At 69.1% G+C, this 16,466-nt stretch carries 15 protein-coding genes; 9 read left to right on the top strand and 6 right to left on the bottom strand.

Annotation, left to right across the window (positions count from 1 at the left end):
* The first annotated feature begins 5 nt into the window (after positions 1 to 5).
* A complete protein-coding gene (locus AC1DYP_RS00075; protein WP_477044590.1) occupies positions 6 to 1,097 on the top strand; it encodes a PA0069 family radical SAM protein in 1,092 nt (363 codons plus the stop codon).
* On the opposite strand, the gene AC1DYP_RS00070 is transcribed toward AC1DYP_RS00075, so the two are convergent.
* On the bottom strand, positions 1,094 to 1,750 hold the full coding sequence (locus AC1DYP_RS00070; protein WP_477044589.1) for an HAD-IA family hydrolase: 657 nt from the start codon (positions 1,748 to 1,750) through the stop codon (positions 1,094 to 1,096). The genes AC1DYP_RS00075 and AC1DYP_RS00070 overlap by 4 nt on opposite strands.
* 74 nt (positions 1,751 to 1,824) lie before the next feature.
* Here AC1DYP_RS00070 and AC1DYP_RS00065 point away from each other — a divergent pair, with 74 nt between their 5' ends.
* Entirely contained in the window at positions 1,825 to 2,301 is a 477-nt protein-coding gene (locus AC1DYP_RS00065) for a glycosyltransferase (RefSeq protein ID WP_477044588.1), read from the top strand.
* Here the strand turns inward: AC1DYP_RS00065 and AC1DYP_RS00060 are convergent.
* The 3 genes from AC1DYP_RS00060 to AC1DYP_RS00050 form a co-directional block, all read right to left on the bottom strand.
* The gene (locus tag AC1DYP_RS00060) at positions 2,298 to 2,588 is read right to left on the bottom strand and encodes a hypothetical protein (protein ID WP_477044587.1); all 291 of its coding nucleotides are present in this window, start codon (positions 2,586 to 2,588) and stop codon (positions 2,298 to 2,300) included. The two genes, AC1DYP_RS00065 and AC1DYP_RS00060, sit on opposite strands and share 4 nt — an antisense overlap.
* 82 nt (positions 2,589 to 2,670) lie before the next feature.
* On the bottom strand, positions 2,671 to 4,161 hold the full coding sequence (locus AC1DYP_RS00055) for a lytic transglycosylase domain-containing protein (protein WP_477044586.1): 1,491 nt from the start codon (positions 4,159 to 4,161) through the stop codon (positions 2,671 to 2,673).
* A 143-nt stretch (positions 4,162 to 4,304) separates the two neighbouring features.
* Positions 4,305 to 5,141 carry a uracil-DNA glycosylase gene (locus AC1DYP_RS00050; RefSeq protein ID WP_477044585.1) on the bottom strand — a complete coding sequence of 279 codons (837 nt, stop codon included), beginning with the start codon at positions 5,139 to 5,141 and terminating at the stop codon, positions 4,305 to 4,307.
* Between the two features lie 162 nt (positions 5,142 to 5,303).
* Here AC1DYP_RS00050 and AC1DYP_RS00045 point away from each other — a divergent pair, with 162 nt between their 5' ends.
* From AC1DYP_RS00045 to AC1DYP_RS00035, 3 genes are all read left to right on the top strand, one after another.
* Positions 5,304 to 6,977, top strand: a complete 1,674-nt coding sequence (locus AC1DYP_RS00045; RefSeq protein WP_477044584.1) for an electron transfer flavoprotein-ubiquinone oxidoreductase — start codon at positions 5,304 to 5,306, stop codon at positions 6,975 to 6,977.
* 104 nt (positions 6,978 to 7,081) lie between these two features.
* Positions 7,082 to 8,803: a tetratricopeptide repeat protein gene (locus AC1DYP_RS00040; RefSeq protein WP_477044583.1), complete on the top strand. Its 1,722-nt coding sequence runs from the start codon at positions 7,082 to 7,084 to the stop codon at positions 8,801 to 8,803.
* 64 nt (positions 8,804 to 8,867) lie between these two features.
* Complete coding sequence (locus tag AC1DYP_RS00035; RefSeq protein WP_477044582.1) at positions 8,868 to 9,749, top strand: 4-(cytidine 5'-diphospho)-2-C-methyl-D-erythritol kinase; 882 nt, start codon at positions 8,868 to 8,870, stop codon at positions 9,747 to 9,749.
* A gap of 179 nt (positions 9,750 to 9,928) precedes the next feature.
* Here AC1DYP_RS00035 and AC1DYP_RS00030 read toward each other — a convergent pair whose 3' ends face one another.
* Together AC1DYP_RS00030 and AC1DYP_RS00025 are read right to left on the bottom strand one after the other, a co-directional pair.
* Positions 9,929 to 11,464 (bottom strand): ammonium transporter, encoded by a 1,536-nt coding sequence (locus AC1DYP_RS00030; RefSeq protein ID WP_477044581.1) that lies wholly within the window; start codon positions 11,462 to 11,464, stop codon positions 9,929 to 9,931.
* Positions 11,465 to 11,490: 26 nt separating this feature from the next.
* A complete protein-coding gene (locus tag AC1DYP_RS00025) occupies positions 11,491 to 11,829 on the bottom strand; it encodes a P-II family nitrogen regulator (RefSeq protein ID WP_007665036.1) in 339 nt (112 codons plus the stop codon).
* Positions 11,830 to 12,152: 323 nt separating this feature from the next.
* Between AC1DYP_RS00025 and AC1DYP_RS00020 the strand changes: the two genes are divergently transcribed.
* From AC1DYP_RS00020 to glyS, 4 genes are all read left to right on the top strand, one after another.
* Positions 12,153 to 12,503: a DMT family protein gene (locus AC1DYP_RS00020; RefSeq protein WP_477033275.1), complete on the top strand. Its 351-nt coding sequence runs from the start codon at positions 12,153 to 12,155 to the stop codon at positions 12,501 to 12,503.
* 86 nt (positions 12,504 to 12,589) lie between these two features.
* Entirely contained in the window at positions 12,590 to 12,979 is a 390-nt protein-coding gene (locus AC1DYP_RS00015) for a hypothetical protein (protein ID WP_477044580.1), read from the top strand.
* An 87-nt stretch (positions 12,980 to 13,066) separates the two neighbouring features.
* Positions 13,067 to 13,978: a glycine--tRNA ligase subunit alpha gene (locus AC1DYP_RS00010; protein ID WP_477044579.1), complete on the top strand. Its 912-nt coding sequence runs from the start codon at positions 13,067 to 13,069 to the stop codon at positions 13,976 to 13,978.
* A gap of 5 nt (positions 13,979 to 13,983) precedes the next feature.
* A complete protein-coding gene (glyS, locus tag AC1DYP_RS00005) occupies positions 13,984 to 16,170 on the top strand; it encodes a glycine--tRNA ligase subunit beta (protein WP_477044578.1) in 2,187 nt (728 codons plus the stop codon).
* Positions 16,171 to 16,466 lie beyond the last annotated feature (296 nt).

The following is a 16,466-nucleotide window of genomic DNA, read 5'->3' as shown; positions in this document are numbered from 1 at the left end:
TGGCCATGGTCGCTCCCGCCAATCTTCCTGGTCACCCGCCGTCCAGCGCGCGTGGGCGCGGGGCCAAGTCCAACCGCACCGGTCGCTTCGAATCCCAGGTCAGCGAGGCCTTCGACGACGGCTGGGGCGAGGAGGAGGAGCCGGCCCAGATCGCCACCACGGTCCAGCCGATGAAGTCGCGGACCATCATCGCCCGCAACGACAGCCCCGACGTCGGCTTCGAGAGCTCGATCAATCCCTATCGGGGGTGCAGCCACGGCTGCATCTACTGCTACGCCCGGCCGGCCCACGCCTATCTGGGCCACTCGCCGGGCCTGGATTTCGAGACGAAGATCTATTTCAAGCCCGAGGCCGGCAAGCTGCTGGAGCGCGAGCTGTCCAAGCCGAAGTACGTCCCCAAGGTCATCCATATCGGCGGCGACACCGATCCCTACCAGCCCGACGAGCGCAAGCTGCGGGTGACGCGGGCGGTGCTCGAGACCCTGCAGCGGTTCCGCCACCCGTTCACGATCATCACCAAGTCGAACCTGATCACCCGCGATCTCGACATCCTGGGACCGATGGGCCAGGCGGGGCTGGCGCGGGCGGCGGTGTCGATCACCAGCCTGGACCATCGCCTGTCGCGCAGCATGGAGCCGCGCGCCGCCACGCCCAAGCGCCGGGTCGACGCCGTGCGCCAGCTCGTGGCGGCCGGCGTGCCGACCACGGTGATGTTCGCCCCGTCCATCCCGTCGCTGAACGACCACGAGATGGAAGGGGTGCTGGAAGCGGCCGCCGCGGCTGGGGCGACCACGGCCGGCTATGTCGCCGTGCGCCTGCCGCTGGAGATCAAGGACCTGTTCGAGGAATGGCTGGCGGCCGAGCATCCCGACCGCGCCAAGCGGGTGATGTCGCTGGTCCGCCAGATGCGCGGCGGCGCGGCCTACAGCTCCGAATGGGGCAAGCGCATGACCGGCGAGGGGCCCGTGGCCCAGGTAATGAGCCAGCGGTTCCACCTGGCGCGGACCCGGTTCGGGCTCGACAACAAGCTGCCCCCGCTGGACCTGACCCAGTTCGCCGTGCCGGCCAAGGCGGGCGACCAGCTTTCGCTGTTCTAGGCCGGAGCGACCGTCAGGCGCAGGCCGTCCTGATCGACCACGACCTTGACGCCTTCGTAGCCGGCGAGGACGGGGTGGGAGGTTTCGAACGGGTGACGGTGCGTGGCGGTGATCACGACCACCTCGGCTCCGGCCGCTTCGCCGGCCAGCAGGCCGGCGGGGGCGTCCTCGAAGACCAGGCAGGCGTCGGCCGCGACGCCCAGGCGCTGGGCGGCGAGGGCGTAGCCGTCCGGCGCGGGCTTGCCGCGCGTGACGTCCTCGGCGGTGATCAGCACGGCGGGGAGGGGCAGGCCGGCGGCGGCCATCCTCCGTAAGGCCAGTTCGCGCTGGGCGGAGGTGACGACGGCCCAGCGATCGGCCGGCAGGGCGCGCAGGAAGGCCTCGGCGCCCGGGATCGCGATCACGCCCTCCACATCGCCGAGCTCGCCCCGCAGGATGGCCTCGGTCTCCAGCGCGATATCGATGTCCGTCAGGTTCTGGCGGCGGATCGTCTCCTCGGCGCGCACGCCGTGGATGGTCGGCAGGAAGGCCTCGACGTCCAGACCGTGACGCAGCGCCCAGGCGCCCCAGACCCGTTCGGCCACCGCGATGGAGTCGAGCACGGTGCCGTCCATGTCGAACAGGAAGGCGGCGTAGGTCTTGGAAGGCGTCATGGGCCGCCTATGCCATGCTTCGCCGCGCCAAGTCTCGGCTTGACCTGCACCGCGCCGGATCGGAAGCAGGACCCATGATCACCGTCGTCCTGCCGACCCATGACAGCGCCGCGCGCCTGGTCCACGTCCTGCCCCTGCTGGTGCCGGCCGCCGTCGACGGCCTGGTCAAGGCGGTGGTGTTCGCCGACGCCGGTTCGACCGACGCCACCCTGGCCATCGCCGAGGACAGCGGGGCGCGGGTGGTCCAGGCGTCGGGCGACGCGGGCCAGCGCCTGGCGGCCGGCTGCGCGGCGGCCAGGAGCGCCTGGATCCTGGCCCTGGGCGAGGGCCTGGTCCTGCCCGAGGCTTGGCGCACGCCGGTCGAGGCCCACCTGGCGGGCGGCGGCGGCAAGCCGGCCTGGATCGCGGCTCCGGGCCTGTTCGGTCGCCCCCTGGCGGTCCTGGCGTCACGCGAGGCCGTCGAGGCGGCCGGGGGCTTCAAGCCCGGCGGTGATCCGCTGAAGACGCTGCTGGGGCGGCTGAAGCCGAAGTCCGTGCGCCTTCGGGTCTAGCGGTCGACCGTGGCGCAGGCCCGCCCCTGGACGGCATAGCGCGGTCCAAGCGGGAACCGCGCCTTCCGCAAGGCGATGGAGCTGCCGACCGAGCAGTCGTTATTGCCCGGAAGTTCCACCAAGATCGGACGTCCTTCGACGTCGACGGCCGCATAGACCTCCGTGCCCGTCTCGGAGCTCACAGGGCGAAAACCGGTGACCCGACCGGTGTGCAGGGTAACGGAACCGAGAGGTATAAGCAGCAGGCCGAAAAGCAGGATCGCCAAGCCGCCCAGGCCGAGACCCACGGTCCCACCGTGGTCGAGCCACCAAAGACGCAGGGTTTGTCTGAAGGCTGGAGTGCGACGCGGTGTCGGCGTCGCCAAGTCCCTACTGATCCAGCCGGAAGTCGATCACCCGCGCGCCGCTGGCCACGGCGTCCAGGGTCTTGGTCTCGGCGCCCATCAGCTTGCGATAGGTCCAGTACGAGGCCATGACCTTTTCGACGTAGTTGCGGGTTTCCTGGGCCGGCAGGCTCTCGATCAGCAGCAGCGGGTCGCAGTCGGCGCCGCCCAGCTGCTCCTGGGTCCTGATCAGGGTGCCAGGGCCGCCGTTATAGGCCGCCACGGCGCGGAACAGGTCGGGGCTCTGCAGGCCCCGGTCCATCAGCCAGGTGAAGTAGTCCTGGCCGACCCGCAGGTTGAAGCTGGGGTCGAGCAAGGGCGTGGTGTCGGCCAGCAGCTTGTCGTCGCCGGCGGCGCGGGCGGCGGCGATCGGCATCAGCTGCATCAGGCCCACGGCCCCGGCGCCCGAGGTGGCGTAGGGGTCGAAGCGGCTTTCCTGGCGCACCAGGGCGTAGACCATGGCCTTGTCGATCGTGAAGCCGCCTCGGGGCTCCAGCAGGGGCAGGGGATAGTCCTCGCCGCCGACCCGCTTGACCGCGCGCCCGGCGTTCAGCGGGGCCTTCTCGTTCAGGGCCAGGGCCAGGTCGGTCCAGTCACCGCGGGCCTTGGGATCGTCGCTGGCCAGGGACAGGCCGGCGCGCAGTTCCTGGCCGGCCTCGGCCCAGCGGCCGATCTGGGCCAGGGCGGCGGCGCGGCGGGCGCGGGGATCGGCGGTCAGCAGGCGGGCCAGCGAGGCGGTGTCGGGACCCTCGTAGGCAACCTTGGTCAGCAGGGCGGCGATCGGGTCGTCCTGGGCCAGGGCCAGGCCGGACAGGGCCAGCTGGCGGGCGGCGATCATGCCGTAGAAGGTGTTGGGCGCGCGGGCGGCGGTGCTGAGCAGGTCCTCGACGTCGCGGGCCTGGCCGCCGGACGCCGCCGAGCGCGCGGCCCAGAAGGCGGCGGCCGAGCGCAGCCATTCGTCCTGGTTGTCGTCGTCGGCGACGCGTTCGAAATAGGTCCGGGCCTGGGCATAGGACTGCAGGCGAAAGGCCGCGAGGCCGGCGATCCAGGGCTCGCCCGCGGCCTGGGCCAGGGTCAGGGCCTTCTTCACGTCGCCGGAATAATAGGCTTCGCGGGCGGCGCGGGCCCTGTCGGCGGGGGCGGGACCCTTGGCGCCGGCCACGAACAGGGCCGGGATCTTCGGCGCGGCGACGCGGGCCGGCTTGCGCTTGACGGCCAGGGCGTAGACCCGGTCCGCGCCGGCCTGGTCGCCATAGGACGCCAGCCAGTCGGTCAACTCGTCATAGCTGGCCGCATAGGCGCGCGGATGCATGATCTTGGAGAATTCCAGCCGGCCCCGCAGGCTGCGGTCGCGGGCGTTGGCCGCGGCGGCCTCGGCGGCGTCGAAATCACCGTGGTCGGCGGCGGCGAAGGCGGCGCGATAGAAGCGGGCGTCGGCCTCGGACAGCGGCTCCAGCGCCGAGGCGCGGGCGCTCATGGGGGCGCTGAAAGCGACCGCGAGACAAAACACGAAGGCCGAGAAAACGGCCAGAGGGCGAGCAAGAAGCTGCAATGCGTTTCCGCGCCCTAGCCCCGAAAGGCTCCCCGACGCGTCCCGTGTCCAACTGGTCGCCCGAATCTCTAGTTGGGACGCTCCGGACGATCAAGCCTCTCGCTGAGCATAAGCATGTCGGCCCAGGCCTTCTTCTTGGCCGCCGGCTGACGCAGCAGGAACGCCGGATGCAAGGTGGGCAAGGCCGGGAGCTCGTTGGCGCCGTCGCTGGAGGTCCATTCGAACCAGCGCCCACGCAGCGACAATATGCCTTCGTCACGACGAAGCATGCTCTTTGCCGAGGCGCCGCCCACCAGCAGCAGGATCTTGGGCTGGACCAGTTGAATCGCCCGCTCGAGGAAGGGCGCGCAGACGGCCTGCTCCTGCGGGGTCGGCGTGCGGTTGCCCGGCGGACGCCAGAACACGGTGTTGGTGACGAAGGCGCGGTCGAGCACGCCGGCCGCCTTGAGCATGCGGTCCAGAAGTTGGCCGGCGCGGCCGACGAACGGCGCGCCCTGCAGGTCCTCGTCGGCCCCGGGAGCCTCGCCGATGATCATCAGGGGCGCGTCGGCCGGCCCGCGCGAAACCACGGCCTGGCGCGCGCCCTGGGTCTTGAGCAGGCAGCCGTCGAAGGCGGCGATGGCGGCGGCCAGGGCGGGCAGGTCGGCGCAGGCGGCGGCCAGGGCCTGGGCCTCGGCGACGGCGGCGCCCAGGTCGGGTCCGCGTCCGAAGGCCGGGGTGGCGCCATGACCACCAAGAATGGGCGTGACGGCGACAGGGGCGGGGGGCTCCTTGCGGGCCCGCAGCAGGGCCGCGCCCTCGGCCAGGCGGTCGATCGGATCGTCCGCGTACGACGCCTCGACGCCCGCATCGGCCCAGAAGGCGAGCAGGCTTTCGGCGGCGCGCGGGTCGACGGCGAGGTTCATACGCTTCTCTTAGTACGAAGTTTCGCGGGTCGCCACGCCGGGCCTGCGCTGCATCGCAGCAAAAAACATCTGTTTATTCTTGACCACCTCCGCGTCACCTCACGATAAGCTGCGATTCAAACAGCAAGAACGCGGGCAGCGTGCGCCCGGGCGGGAGATGTTATGAGCGAAGAGCTCGAACGCGAGTCGATGGAATACGACGTCGTCATCGTCGGCGGCGGACCGGCGGGCCTTTCGGCCGCCATCCGACTCAAGCAACTGGCGGCCAGGGCCGGGACCGAGGTTTCGGTGGCCGTGCTGGAAAAGGGCTCGGAAGTCGGCGCCCACATCCTGTCGGGCGCGGTGATCGATCCCAAGGGCCTGGCCGAGCTGTTCCCCGACTGGAAGGAACGCGGCGCGCCGCTGGAGACCCCGGTCACCAAGGACGTCTTCCGGCTGCTGGGCCCGTCGGGCGATCTTTCGCTGCCGATGTTCGCCATGCCGCCGTTCATGCACAACCACGGCTGCTACATCGCCTCGCTGGGCAATGTGAGCCGCTGGCTGGCGACCCAGGCCGAGGAGCTGGGCGTCGAGATCTATCCGGGCTTCGCCGCCTCGGACATGGTCTGGAACGACGACGGCTCGCTGAAGGGCGTCGTGGTCGGCGTGGTCGGCGTGGCCAAGGACGGCCACCACAAGCCCGACTACCAGCCGGGCATGGAGCTGCACGGCAAGTACGTGTTCATCGCCGAGGGCGTGCGCGGCTCGCTGGCCAAGCAACTGATCGCCAAGTTCGACCTGTCGGCGGGCAAGTCGCCGCAGAAGTTCGGCATCGGCATCAAGGAGCTGTGGCAGGTGCCGGCCGACAAGCACCAGCCGGGCCTGGCCGAGCACACCACCGGCTGGCCGCTGGACAACCAGACCGGCGGCGGCAGCTTCATGTACCACTTCGGGGACAACTACGTGGCCATCGGCTACGTCGTGCACCTGAACTACAAGAACCCCTGGTTGTCGCCGTTCGACGAGTTCCAGCGCTTCAAGCACCATGCCGCGGTCAAGCCCCACCTGGAAGGCGGCAAGCGCATCGCCTACGGCGCGCGGGCCATCACCGAGGGCGGCTATCAGTCGGTGCCGAAGCTGACCTTCCCGGGCGGGGCGCTGATCGGCTGCTCGGCCGGCTTCGTCAACGTGCCGCGCATCAAGGGCAGCCACAACGCGGTCAAGACCGGCATGCTGGCCGCCGACGCCGCCTTCGAGGCGCTGGGCGCGGGCCGGGCCAGCGACGAGCTGGTCGCCTACCAGGACCTCTACGAGAAGTCGTGGGTGGCCAAGGAACTGAAGGTCGTCCGCAACGCCAAGCCGCTGCTGGGCAAGTTCGGAACCGCGCTGGGCGGCGCGCTGGGCATGTTCGACATGTGGTGCACGCACCTGTTCGGCGGCTTCTCGTTCTTCGGCACCCTGAAGCACGAGAAGACCGACGCGGAATCGACCGGCCTGGCCAAGGACTACAAGCCGCTGGTCTATCCCAAGCCCGACGGCGTGATCAGCTTCGACAAGCTGAGCTCGGTGTTCATCTCGGCCACCAACCACGAGGAAGACCAGCCGGCCCACCTGACGCTGAAGGACCCGGCCGTCCCGATCGCGGTGAACCTGCCCAAGTACGGCGAACCGGCCCGGCTGTACTGCCCGGCGGGCGTCTACGAGGTGCTCTACAACGATCAGGGGACCGATCCGCGCTTCCAGATCAACGCCCAGAACTGCGTCCACTGCAAAACCTGCGACATCAAGGATCCGTCGCAGAACATCGTCTGGACCACGCCCGAGGGCGGCGGCGGGCCGAACTACCCGAACATGTAGCGGCAGGCCTTCGAAAGGCCCCGATGAAAGCCTAGGAGGCGCGGTCCGAACTTGGACCGCGCCTTTTTCTTGCGGCGCGACGGGAAACCGATGAGGGTGCGGACATGACGCGTATCAAGCTTCTCCTCGCCCTCGTTTCGGCCTCGGCCCTGACCGCCTGCGCCGCCGCCAAGCCGGCCCCGGACCTGCGCGGCCAGCTCGTCATGGGCTCCGCCTGGGGCTCGAGCCGGTCGGCCTACGGCCAGTTCCTGGCCGGGCAGGCGGCTCTGCTGAACGGCTCGAACGCCCAGGCCGCGACCTATTTCGACGAGGCGCGCCAGCTGGACGAGGATCCGGGCGTGCTGGCCGACCGGGCCTTCACCGCCGCCCTGCTGGCCGGCGACGTGCAGCGCGCCGCCGCCATGGCCCCGCGCGGAACCGACTCCAACGAACAGGTCCGCCGGCTGGGCGTCCTGACCCGGGTGGTCGACCTGATGGCCAGCGGCAAGGGCCGCGACGCCCAGACCCTGCTGAAGACCGAGACCCTGGGCTTCCCCCATCGTCCGGCCGCCGTTCTGCTGGCCCCCTGGCTGGCCGCCGCCGCAGGCGATAACAACGGCGCCGTGACGCGGCCGGAGCTGCAGGGCGACCGGTTCGTGCAGTATTTCGGCCAGCTGAGCCAGGCGCGGCTCTACGAGCGCGCCAAGCGCTATGACGAGGCCGAGACCGACTACAAGGCGCTGATGGCGATCGAGAACGCCCGTGGGCTGTTCGTCGAGGACTACGGCGCGTTCCTGGAGCGTCGCAAGCGTCACGCCGACGCCGTGGCGCTGTACGACGCGGCCCTGGCCCGCGATCCCGACGATCAGGGTCTGAGGATGGCCCGGGCCCGGGCCGCGGCGCGCGGCTCGGTGCCGGCCATGGCGACCGACAAGCAGGGCGCCGCCCACATGCTGGTCGCCTGCGCCGCCACCTTCGCCAGCGAGCGCCAGAGCCAGTTCGGCCTGGCCTATCTGCGCCTGGCCCTGAGGTTGGACCCCAAGCGCGACGACGCCTGGCTGCTGGTCGGCGACCTGCTGGCCCAGGACGACGACCATGCCGGAGCCCGCGAGGCCTACGCCAAGGTGGCGCCGACTTCGGCCCGTTATGTCGCGGCCCAGTCCAAGCTGGCCTGGAGCTACCAGACCGCCGGCGACAAGGAGAAGGCCGTCGCCCTGGCCCAGCAGTCGGCCGCCGCCGCGCCCAAGGACCGCGACGCCCAGATCACCTATGCCGACCTGCTGCGGGCCAACGAGCGCTGGGCCGAGTCGGCCGCCGCCCTGGACCCGCTGATCGCCGGCGAGGGCGACAAGCCCGACTGGCGGCTGCTCTACATGCGCGGCATCGCCCTGGAGCGGGCCGGCCGCTGGGACGACGCCGAGCATGACCTGCTGACGGCGGTCAAGATCAGCCCGGACGAGCCGGACCTGCTGAACTATCTCGGCTATTCGTGGATCGACCGCGGCCTGCACCTGCCCGAGGCCATCGCCATGGTCCAGAAGGCGGTCGACGCCCGGCCGCAGTCGGGGGCCATGCTCGACTCCCTGGGCTGGGGCTACTACCGCCAGGGCGACTACAAGACCGCCGTGGCCAAGCTGGAACAGGCCGTCGAGCTGGAGCCGGGCGACCCGGACGTCAACGGCCACCTGGGCGACGCCTACTGGCGGGTCGGGCGCACGGTCGAGGCCCGCTACCAGTGGCAGCGCGTGCTGAGCCTCGAACCCGACGCCAAGCAGAAGGCCGAGGCCGAGGCCAAGTTGAAGGACGGCCTGAACGGTCCGCCCGCCAGGATCGCCTCGACCCAGTAGCGCCGCTTGAGCCGCCCGGATAAACCGGGCGACCACGACTTCCAGACGCTTTCAAAGGCCCGCCATGCGCCTCGACGCCTTCGCCCCGGCCAAGGTCAATCTGTTCCTGCACGTCGGCGGGCCCGACGCGGCCGGCTATCATCCGATCTCCAGCCTGATGCTGTTCGCCGACGTCGGCGACCGGGTCAGCCTGCGGGCGGCCGACGCGCCCAGCTTCGAGACCACGGGGCGGTTCGGCGGCGAGATCCCGCTGGACGACGGCAACCTGGTGGTGCGGGCCGCCGACGCCCTCCACGCCCGGCTCGGCGGACCCTTGCCGCCCTTCCGCCTGATCCTCGACAAGGCCCTGCCGATCGCCGCCGGCCTGGGCGGCGGGTCGAGCGACGCCGGCGCGGCCCTGCGGCTGCTGCGCGAGGCCCTGGCTCCCGACCTGTCCGACGCCGACCTGGAAGCCGTGGCGGGAAGCCTGGGCGCGGACGGCGCGGCCTGCCTGTGGGGCGCGCCGGTGATGGCGCAGGGCAGGGGCGAACGCCTGTCGCCCGCGCCGGCCCTGCCGGAGCTGCACGCCGTGCTGGTCAACCCGCTGGTCCCGTCGCCGACCGGCGCGGTCTACCGGGCCTACGACGCGGCCGTCGCGCCGGAGGGCGAGGCCCCGCCGCCGTTGCTGGACGGGCTGGAAAGCGTCGAGGAGGTCTGCGCCTGGCTGGCCGGCTTCACCCGCAACGACCTGCAGGCGCCGGCGGTGGCGCTGGAACCGCGCATCGGCGAGGTGCTGGACCTGTTGGCCGACGAGCCCGAGACTCTGCTGGCCCGGATGTCCGGCTCCGGCGCCACCTGCTTCGCCCTGTGCGCCGGCGACATCGAGGCCGAGGGGCTGACCGAGCGGCTCGAGCGGATGCGGCCCGACTGGTGGGTGAAGCGCTGCCGGCTGGGCGGGCCGTTCTAGAACGCTGCAGCGCCGTGGATGGCGTTGGGGACACGCACTCACCCCAACTTCGTGACCCGATTGGCCGAGGCCTTGCCGTGAGAGCATGTCCTCCGGGGCGTCGACCCAAAAGAAAAGCGCGGAAGCCGAAGCTTCCGCGCCCTCCCGATCCGAACGTTTGGACCGAACCTGCCTCAGCCTTAGCTGTGGTAGGCGCGTTCGCCGTGTTCGGAGATGTCCAGACCTTCTTCTTCGGCTTCCGGCGAGGCTTTCAGGCCGATCACCAGCTTGATGACGAAGAAGACGATGGCCGAGGCGACCGCCGACCACAGGACGGTCAGGCAGACGGCCTTGGCCTGGATGATCAGCTGGCCGATCGGCGTGTAGGTGGCCAGCGCATCGCAGGTCGAGATGTCGCCGTCCTTGGCGCAGGTGGTGTAGTCGACGATGCCGGCGCCGCCCCAGACGGGGTTGACCAGCAGGCCGGTGCCCAGGGCGCCGACGATGCCGCCGATGCCGTGGATGCCGAAGGCGTCCAGGCTGTCATCGTACTTCAGCGCGTTCTTCACGACCGAGCAGAAGAAGATGCAGATCGGCGAGACGACCAGACCCAGGATCACCGCGCCCATCGGGCCGGCGAAACCGGCGGCGGGGGTGACGGCGACGAGGCCGGCGACCACGCCCGAAGCCAGGCCCAGGGCCGACGGCTTCTTCTTGGTGATCCACTCCACGACGATCCAGGACAGGCCGGCGGCGGCGGTGGCGACGAAGGTGTTGATCATCGCCAGCGAGGCGTAGCCGTTCGATTCCAGGTTGGAGCCGGCGTTGAAGCCGAACCAGCCCACCCACAGCAGGCCGGCGCCCACCAGGGTCAGGGTCAGCGAGTGCGGGGGCATCGGCTCCTTGCCGTAGCCTTGGCGCTTGCCCAGGATCAGGGCGCCGACCAGGGCGGCGATACCGGCGTTGATGTGCACCACGGTGCCGCCGGCGAAGTCCAGCGCGCCCCAGGTCCAGATCTGACCGGCCTTGATGGCGGCGGTCGGCGCTTGAGCGATGGCGTCAGGACCCGGCCACCACCAGACCATGTGGGCCATCGGATAGTACGACAGCAGCGGCCACAGGACGGCGAAGGCGACGATGGCGGCGAACTTCATGCGCTCGACCAGCGAACCGACCACGAGGGCGGCGGTGATCGCGGCGAAGGTCGCCTGGAACGAGATGAAGGTGAACTCGGGGATCACCACGCCGGTCGAGAACGTCGCGACGTTGCTGGCCGGTGTCACGTCCTTGAGGAACAGGCGTCCCAGGCCCCCGACGAAGAGGTCCCAGCTGCCGCCGTCGGTGAAGGCGAGGCTGTAGCCCCACAGCACCCAGGCGACGAAGCCGATGATGGCGACGGTCGAGACCTGCATCATCACCGACAGCATGTTCTTGGAGCGGACCAGGCCGCCGTAGAACAGGGCCAGGCCGGGCAGGATCATCAGCAGGACCAGGACGGTCGAGGTGAGCATCCAGGCGTTGTCGCCCTTGTCGTTCTTGTCGACGATGGCGGCGGGAGCGGCCTCGGCCGGAGCCGGAGCGGCGGCGACGGGCGCGGCCGGAGCCGGCGCGGCCTCGGCGGGCGCGGCGGCGGCCGGAGCCGCTGTCTCCTGAGCGAAGGCGACGGCGCCCAGAGGGGCCCCCGCCAGGGTCGCGGCGAGCACAAGCCCGGCCAGCGGTTTAAAGTGCAGTTTCATCGTTGGTATCCCCTTTTCCCGACGAATTACAAAGCGGCCGGGCCGGTTTCGCCGGTCCGGATGCGAACGGCTTCCTCGACATTGAGGACGAAGATCTTGCCGTCGCCGATCTTGCCCGTGGCGGCGGCGGCCTTGACCGCCTCGACCGCCTTGGCGGCCGACGCGTCGTCGACCACGGCTTCCAGCTTCACCTTCGGCACGAAATTCACTTGGTATTCCGCGCCGCGATAGATTTCGGTCTGGCCCTTCTGCCGGCCGTAGCCCTTGACCTCGGACACTGTCAGGCCTTCGACGCCCGCGGCGACGAGCGCCTCGCGGACCTCGTCGAGCTTGAAGGGTTTGACGATCGCTATGATCAGTTTCATCCGCCTTGCTCCGACCCGCCGACTGAGCGGGCTCCCCTTGAATTGGTTTTAGAGCGCGTTGCTCACTCGCACCGCGACGCGGACCCATGGGCCCTCATCGTTTCCCCGGCGCCGTTCACGCTATCGGTCGCGCTTCGGACATGGCTGTCGCGCGGTAGGGAATTGGAAACGAAAGGGGCGTGGCGCCTAAAATCCGGGCATCGACGACCTTGGGCGCTCGGAAACGCGGCGTTTCGCCCTCCGGAGGGGAGGGCTGGCCCAGCTTGTCGCGAAGCGAATACAATCAGCGGCTCTCGCATCGCGATTTGGAGTTTCCGCCGCCCATGCCCTCATTCTGGTTCAAGATCGCGCCCTGGGGGCTGCTGATCGCCTCGAACGTCTTCATGACCTTCGCCTGGTACGGGCACCTGAAGAATCGCTCGACGACGATGCTGGTCGCCATCTTCACCAGCTGGCTGATCGCCTTGCCGGAATACTTGCTGGCCGTGCCCGCCAACCGCCTGGGCCACAACGTCTATTCGACCGCGCAGCTGAAGACCGGCCAGGAGGCGATCACCCTGATCGTCTTCACGCTGTTTTCGGTCTTCTACCTGGGCGAGGCGATCAGCTGGAAGACGCTGGTGGGGTTCGGATTCATCTTCATGGGCGTGGCGATCGTGATGTTCTTCAAGTAAAGCGTTCACGAACCCGTGATCGGCGCAACGGAGTCCAAGGTTTGAACGCTGATGTGGCTGTATTTCCTCCAAGAAGGATCAGCCCCATGTTTGTGCGTATCGCTACCGCCGCCGCCGCCCTGGCGCTGATGTCCGGCGCGGCCATGGCCCAGTCGACGGCTCCCCAAGCGGGCGCTCCGGTGAATCCGGACCCGACCGCCGCCGCTCCGGCCGACCAGACCATGCCCGCCGACCCGGCGACCGCCGCCACTCCGGCCGACCCGACGGCCGCGACCACCACGCCGGCGCCGACCGGCACGGCGACCGACACCGCCGGCCGCGTCTCGTCGATGCCGGCCGAGCAACAGTCGGCCCTGAAGGCCGGCGACCCCAACGTCGTCTCCAACCCGCCGATCGCCGACACCCCGGAAAACCGCAAGGCCTACGGCGCGCCGCTGTCGAACGCCGGCAAGCGCTCCTCCGCCAAGGGCAACTAAGCCTCTTCAACGGTCTGACTAAGCTTGAAGCACCAGTCGGCGGGCCCTATGGTCCGCCGACTTTTTTCTGGCCCTGTTCGGACCCTGATGTCTTCTGAAAAGCCCCAAGAAAAACCCAGGTCGTTCCAAGACCTGATCCTGACGCTCCATGACTATTGGAGCGCCCAGGGCTGCGTGATCCTGCAGCCGCACGACGTCGAGGTGGGGGCGGGGACCCTGCACCCGGCCACGGTGCTGCGCGCGCTGGGTCCCAAGCCCTGGAACGCGGCCTACGTCCAGCCCTCGCGCCGTCCGGGCGACGGCCGCTACGGCGAGAACCCCAACCGCCTGCAGCACTACTACCAGTACCAGGTGATCCTGAAGCCGAACCCGCCGAACATGCAGGACCTGTACCTGGGTTCGCTGGAGGCCATCGGCCTGGACCTGCGCACCCACGACATCCGCTTCGTCGAGGACGACTGGGAGAACCCCACCGTCGGCGCCTGGGGCCTGGGCTGGGAAGTCTGGTGCGACGGCATGGAGGTGTCGCAGTACACCTACTTCCAACAGGTGGGCGGCCTGGACGTCTCGCCGGTGGCCGGCGAGCTGACCTACGGCCTGGAGCGCCTGGCCATGTACGTGTTCGGCGTCGACAACGTCTACGACCTGCCGTTCAACGACCCGAACGCGCCGCTGGGCCACCTGACCTATGGCGACGTGTTCCTGGAGAACGAGCGCCAGCAGTCGGAAGCCAACTTCCACGGTTACGACGTGGCCGTGCTCAAGCGCCAGTTCGAGGACATGGAGCAGCAGGTGCCGCTGATGCTGGCCCGTTCGTACCAGGGCAAGTCCCTGGTGCTGCCGGCCTACGATATGGTCCTCAAGGCCAGCCACCTTTTCAACCTGATGAACGCCCGCGGCGCGATCGCCGTCGCCGAGCGCGCCAGCTACATCGGCCGCATCCGCGACCTTTGTAAGATGTGCGCCAGCGCCTGGGTCGAGCAGCAGGAAGCCGCGTAAAGTCGATGCCCCAACTCCTTCTTGAACTGTTCTCCGAAGAGATCCCCGCCCGCATGCAGGCCGGCGCCGCGCGCGACCTGGAGCGCATGGCGCGCGAACATCTGGCCGCCGCCGGCTTCCTGCCCGAGGCGCTGAAGACCTTCGCCGGTCCGCGCCGCCTGACCCTGGTGGTCGAGGGCCTGCCGATCGCCCAGGCCGACCGCAAGGAAGAGCTGAAGGGCCCCCGCGTCGGCGCCCCGCCCCAGGCCATGGAAGGCTTCCTGCGCAAGGCGGGCCTGACCCAGGACCAGCTGGTCGAGCGCGACGGCGTCTGGATGGCCTTCATCGAGAAGACCGGCCGCGCGACCACCGAGATCGTCGCCGAGATGGTGGAAGCCATCGTCCGCGGCTTCCCGTGGCCCAAGTCGATGACCTGGGGCGCCTCCAAGCTGCGCTGGGTGCGGCCGCTGAAGCGCATCCTGTGCGTGTTCGATCGCGAGGTCGTGCCGTTCGCCGTCGAGGGCATCGAGGCCGGCGACATCACCGAGGGCCACCGCTTCATGCGCGTCGGCTTCGGCTGGGGCGGCCAGCCGTTCAAGGTTCGCGACTTCGACGAATACGCCAAGGGCCTGCTGGAGCACTTCGTCGTGCTGGACGTCGAGGAGCGCAAGGCGCGCATCCTCGAGGGCTGCAAGACCCTGTGCTTCGCGCGCAATCTGGAGCTGGTCGAGGACATCGGCCTGCTTGAGGAAGTCGCGGGCCTGGCCGAATGGCCGACCCCGGTGCTGGGCGACATGGACCCGGCGTTCCTGGACCTGCCGGGCGAGGTGATCCGCACCTCGATGCGCACCCACCAGAAGTACTTCGCCGTGCGCAAGCCGGACGGGGAGGGGCTGGCCCCGCATTTCATCACCATCGCCAACGTCCAGTCGGCCGACGGCGGCAAGGTGATCGCCGAGGGCAACGCCAAGGTGCTGTCCTCGCGCCTGTCCGACGCCCGGTTCTTCTGGGACGAGGACGTCAAGGTCGGCTTCGAGCCGTGGCTGGAAAAGCTGAACGGCGTCACCTTCCACGCCAAGCTGGGGACCATGGCCGAGCGTGTGAAGCGCATCATGACTTTGGCTCGTCAGATCGCATCTTTGATCGACGCAGATGCCAACAAGGCGGCTGAGGCTGCACGTCTGGCTAAGGCCGATCTCGCCTCGCAGATGGTCGGCGAGTTCCCGGAACTGCAAGGCCTGATGGGCGGCTACTATGCCCGCACCGCCGGCTTAGACCCCGAAATTGTCGACGCCATCCGCGATCACTACAAGCCGCAAGGCCCCTCCGATGCGGTTCCGACGGCGCCTTTGAGTTTAGCCGTGGCTCTGGCTGACAAGCTGGACACCTTGGTTGGCTTCTTCGTGATCGACGAAAAGCCAACGGGTTCGAAGGATCCCTTTGCGCTACGTCGAGCGGCGTTGGGCGTAATTCGCAGTGTTCTGGAAAATTCTTCTCGTCTGCCTTTGGCAAGGTTGCTCGAAGAGCATCGGGACTTGGTCGAAGTCGCCAACATGATGCGAAAGCTGAATGCTGATGCGATTGCTGCCAACGAAGCTGTGCAGCGTTTTGACCTTGATCGACCGATTGCGGTCGTTGGGGGTATGGCGATTTCCAAAGTTCGCGTTGGTTCGAAAGAAGTTGGCGCAAGCGTCGCTGATCTCCTCGCCTTCTTCGCCGACCGCCTGAAGGTCACCCTCAAGGACCAAGGCAAGCGTCACGACCTCGTCGACGCCGTGTTCGCGCTTGGCGACGACGACCTGGTGCGGATCGTCGCCCGGGTCGAGGCGCTGGACGGGTTCCTCAAGACCGACGACGGCAAGAACCTGCTGGCCGGCTACAAGCGCGCCTCCAACATCCTCAGGGCCGAGGAGAAGAAGGGCTGGAAGGCCGAGGGCGGTCGCGAGATCCTGCCCGACGCCTCCGCCCCGGAAGTGCAGCTGCACGACGCCCTGCGGATGATCGAAAAGCCGCTGGCGTCCGCTCTGGAAGCTGAAGACTTCACCGCCGCCATGCAGGAACTGGCCGGCCTGCGCGGCCCGGTCGACGCGTTCCTGGACGGCGTGTTCGTCAATTCGGACGTCGCCGCCGAACGCGACAGCCGCCTGAAGACCCTGGCCGCCGTCCGCGACGCCATGGGCCAGGTGGCGGACTTCTCGCTGGTCGGCGGGTAGGGGCGGTTTCTTGAACCCTTTCCCTCTGGGAGAGGGTTCAAGGGTGCTTATGCTCGGCGGATAGCGAACAAACCCCGGCGATTTCAACGCCCTGAACTTTCTCGACCCGATTTGGTCCTCACCCTTTCGCGGCGCCCGTATCCTTGACCCACCTCGTCGCAGGGAAAGGGCGCAAGGCCAGCGACCGATGCGGCGGCGGGGGGCGATCGAGCGGGACTGGGCTGGAGGGGGTTACTTCAGCGTGTCCGGGGACTCCTGTCGTTGGGGAGCCCGCCCGCCGTCGGCGTCGAACGGGG

The organism is Caulobacter sp. P1_D6 (genome assembly GCF_056406095.1).
This window is presented reverse-complemented; position numbering and strand designations above follow the sequence as displayed.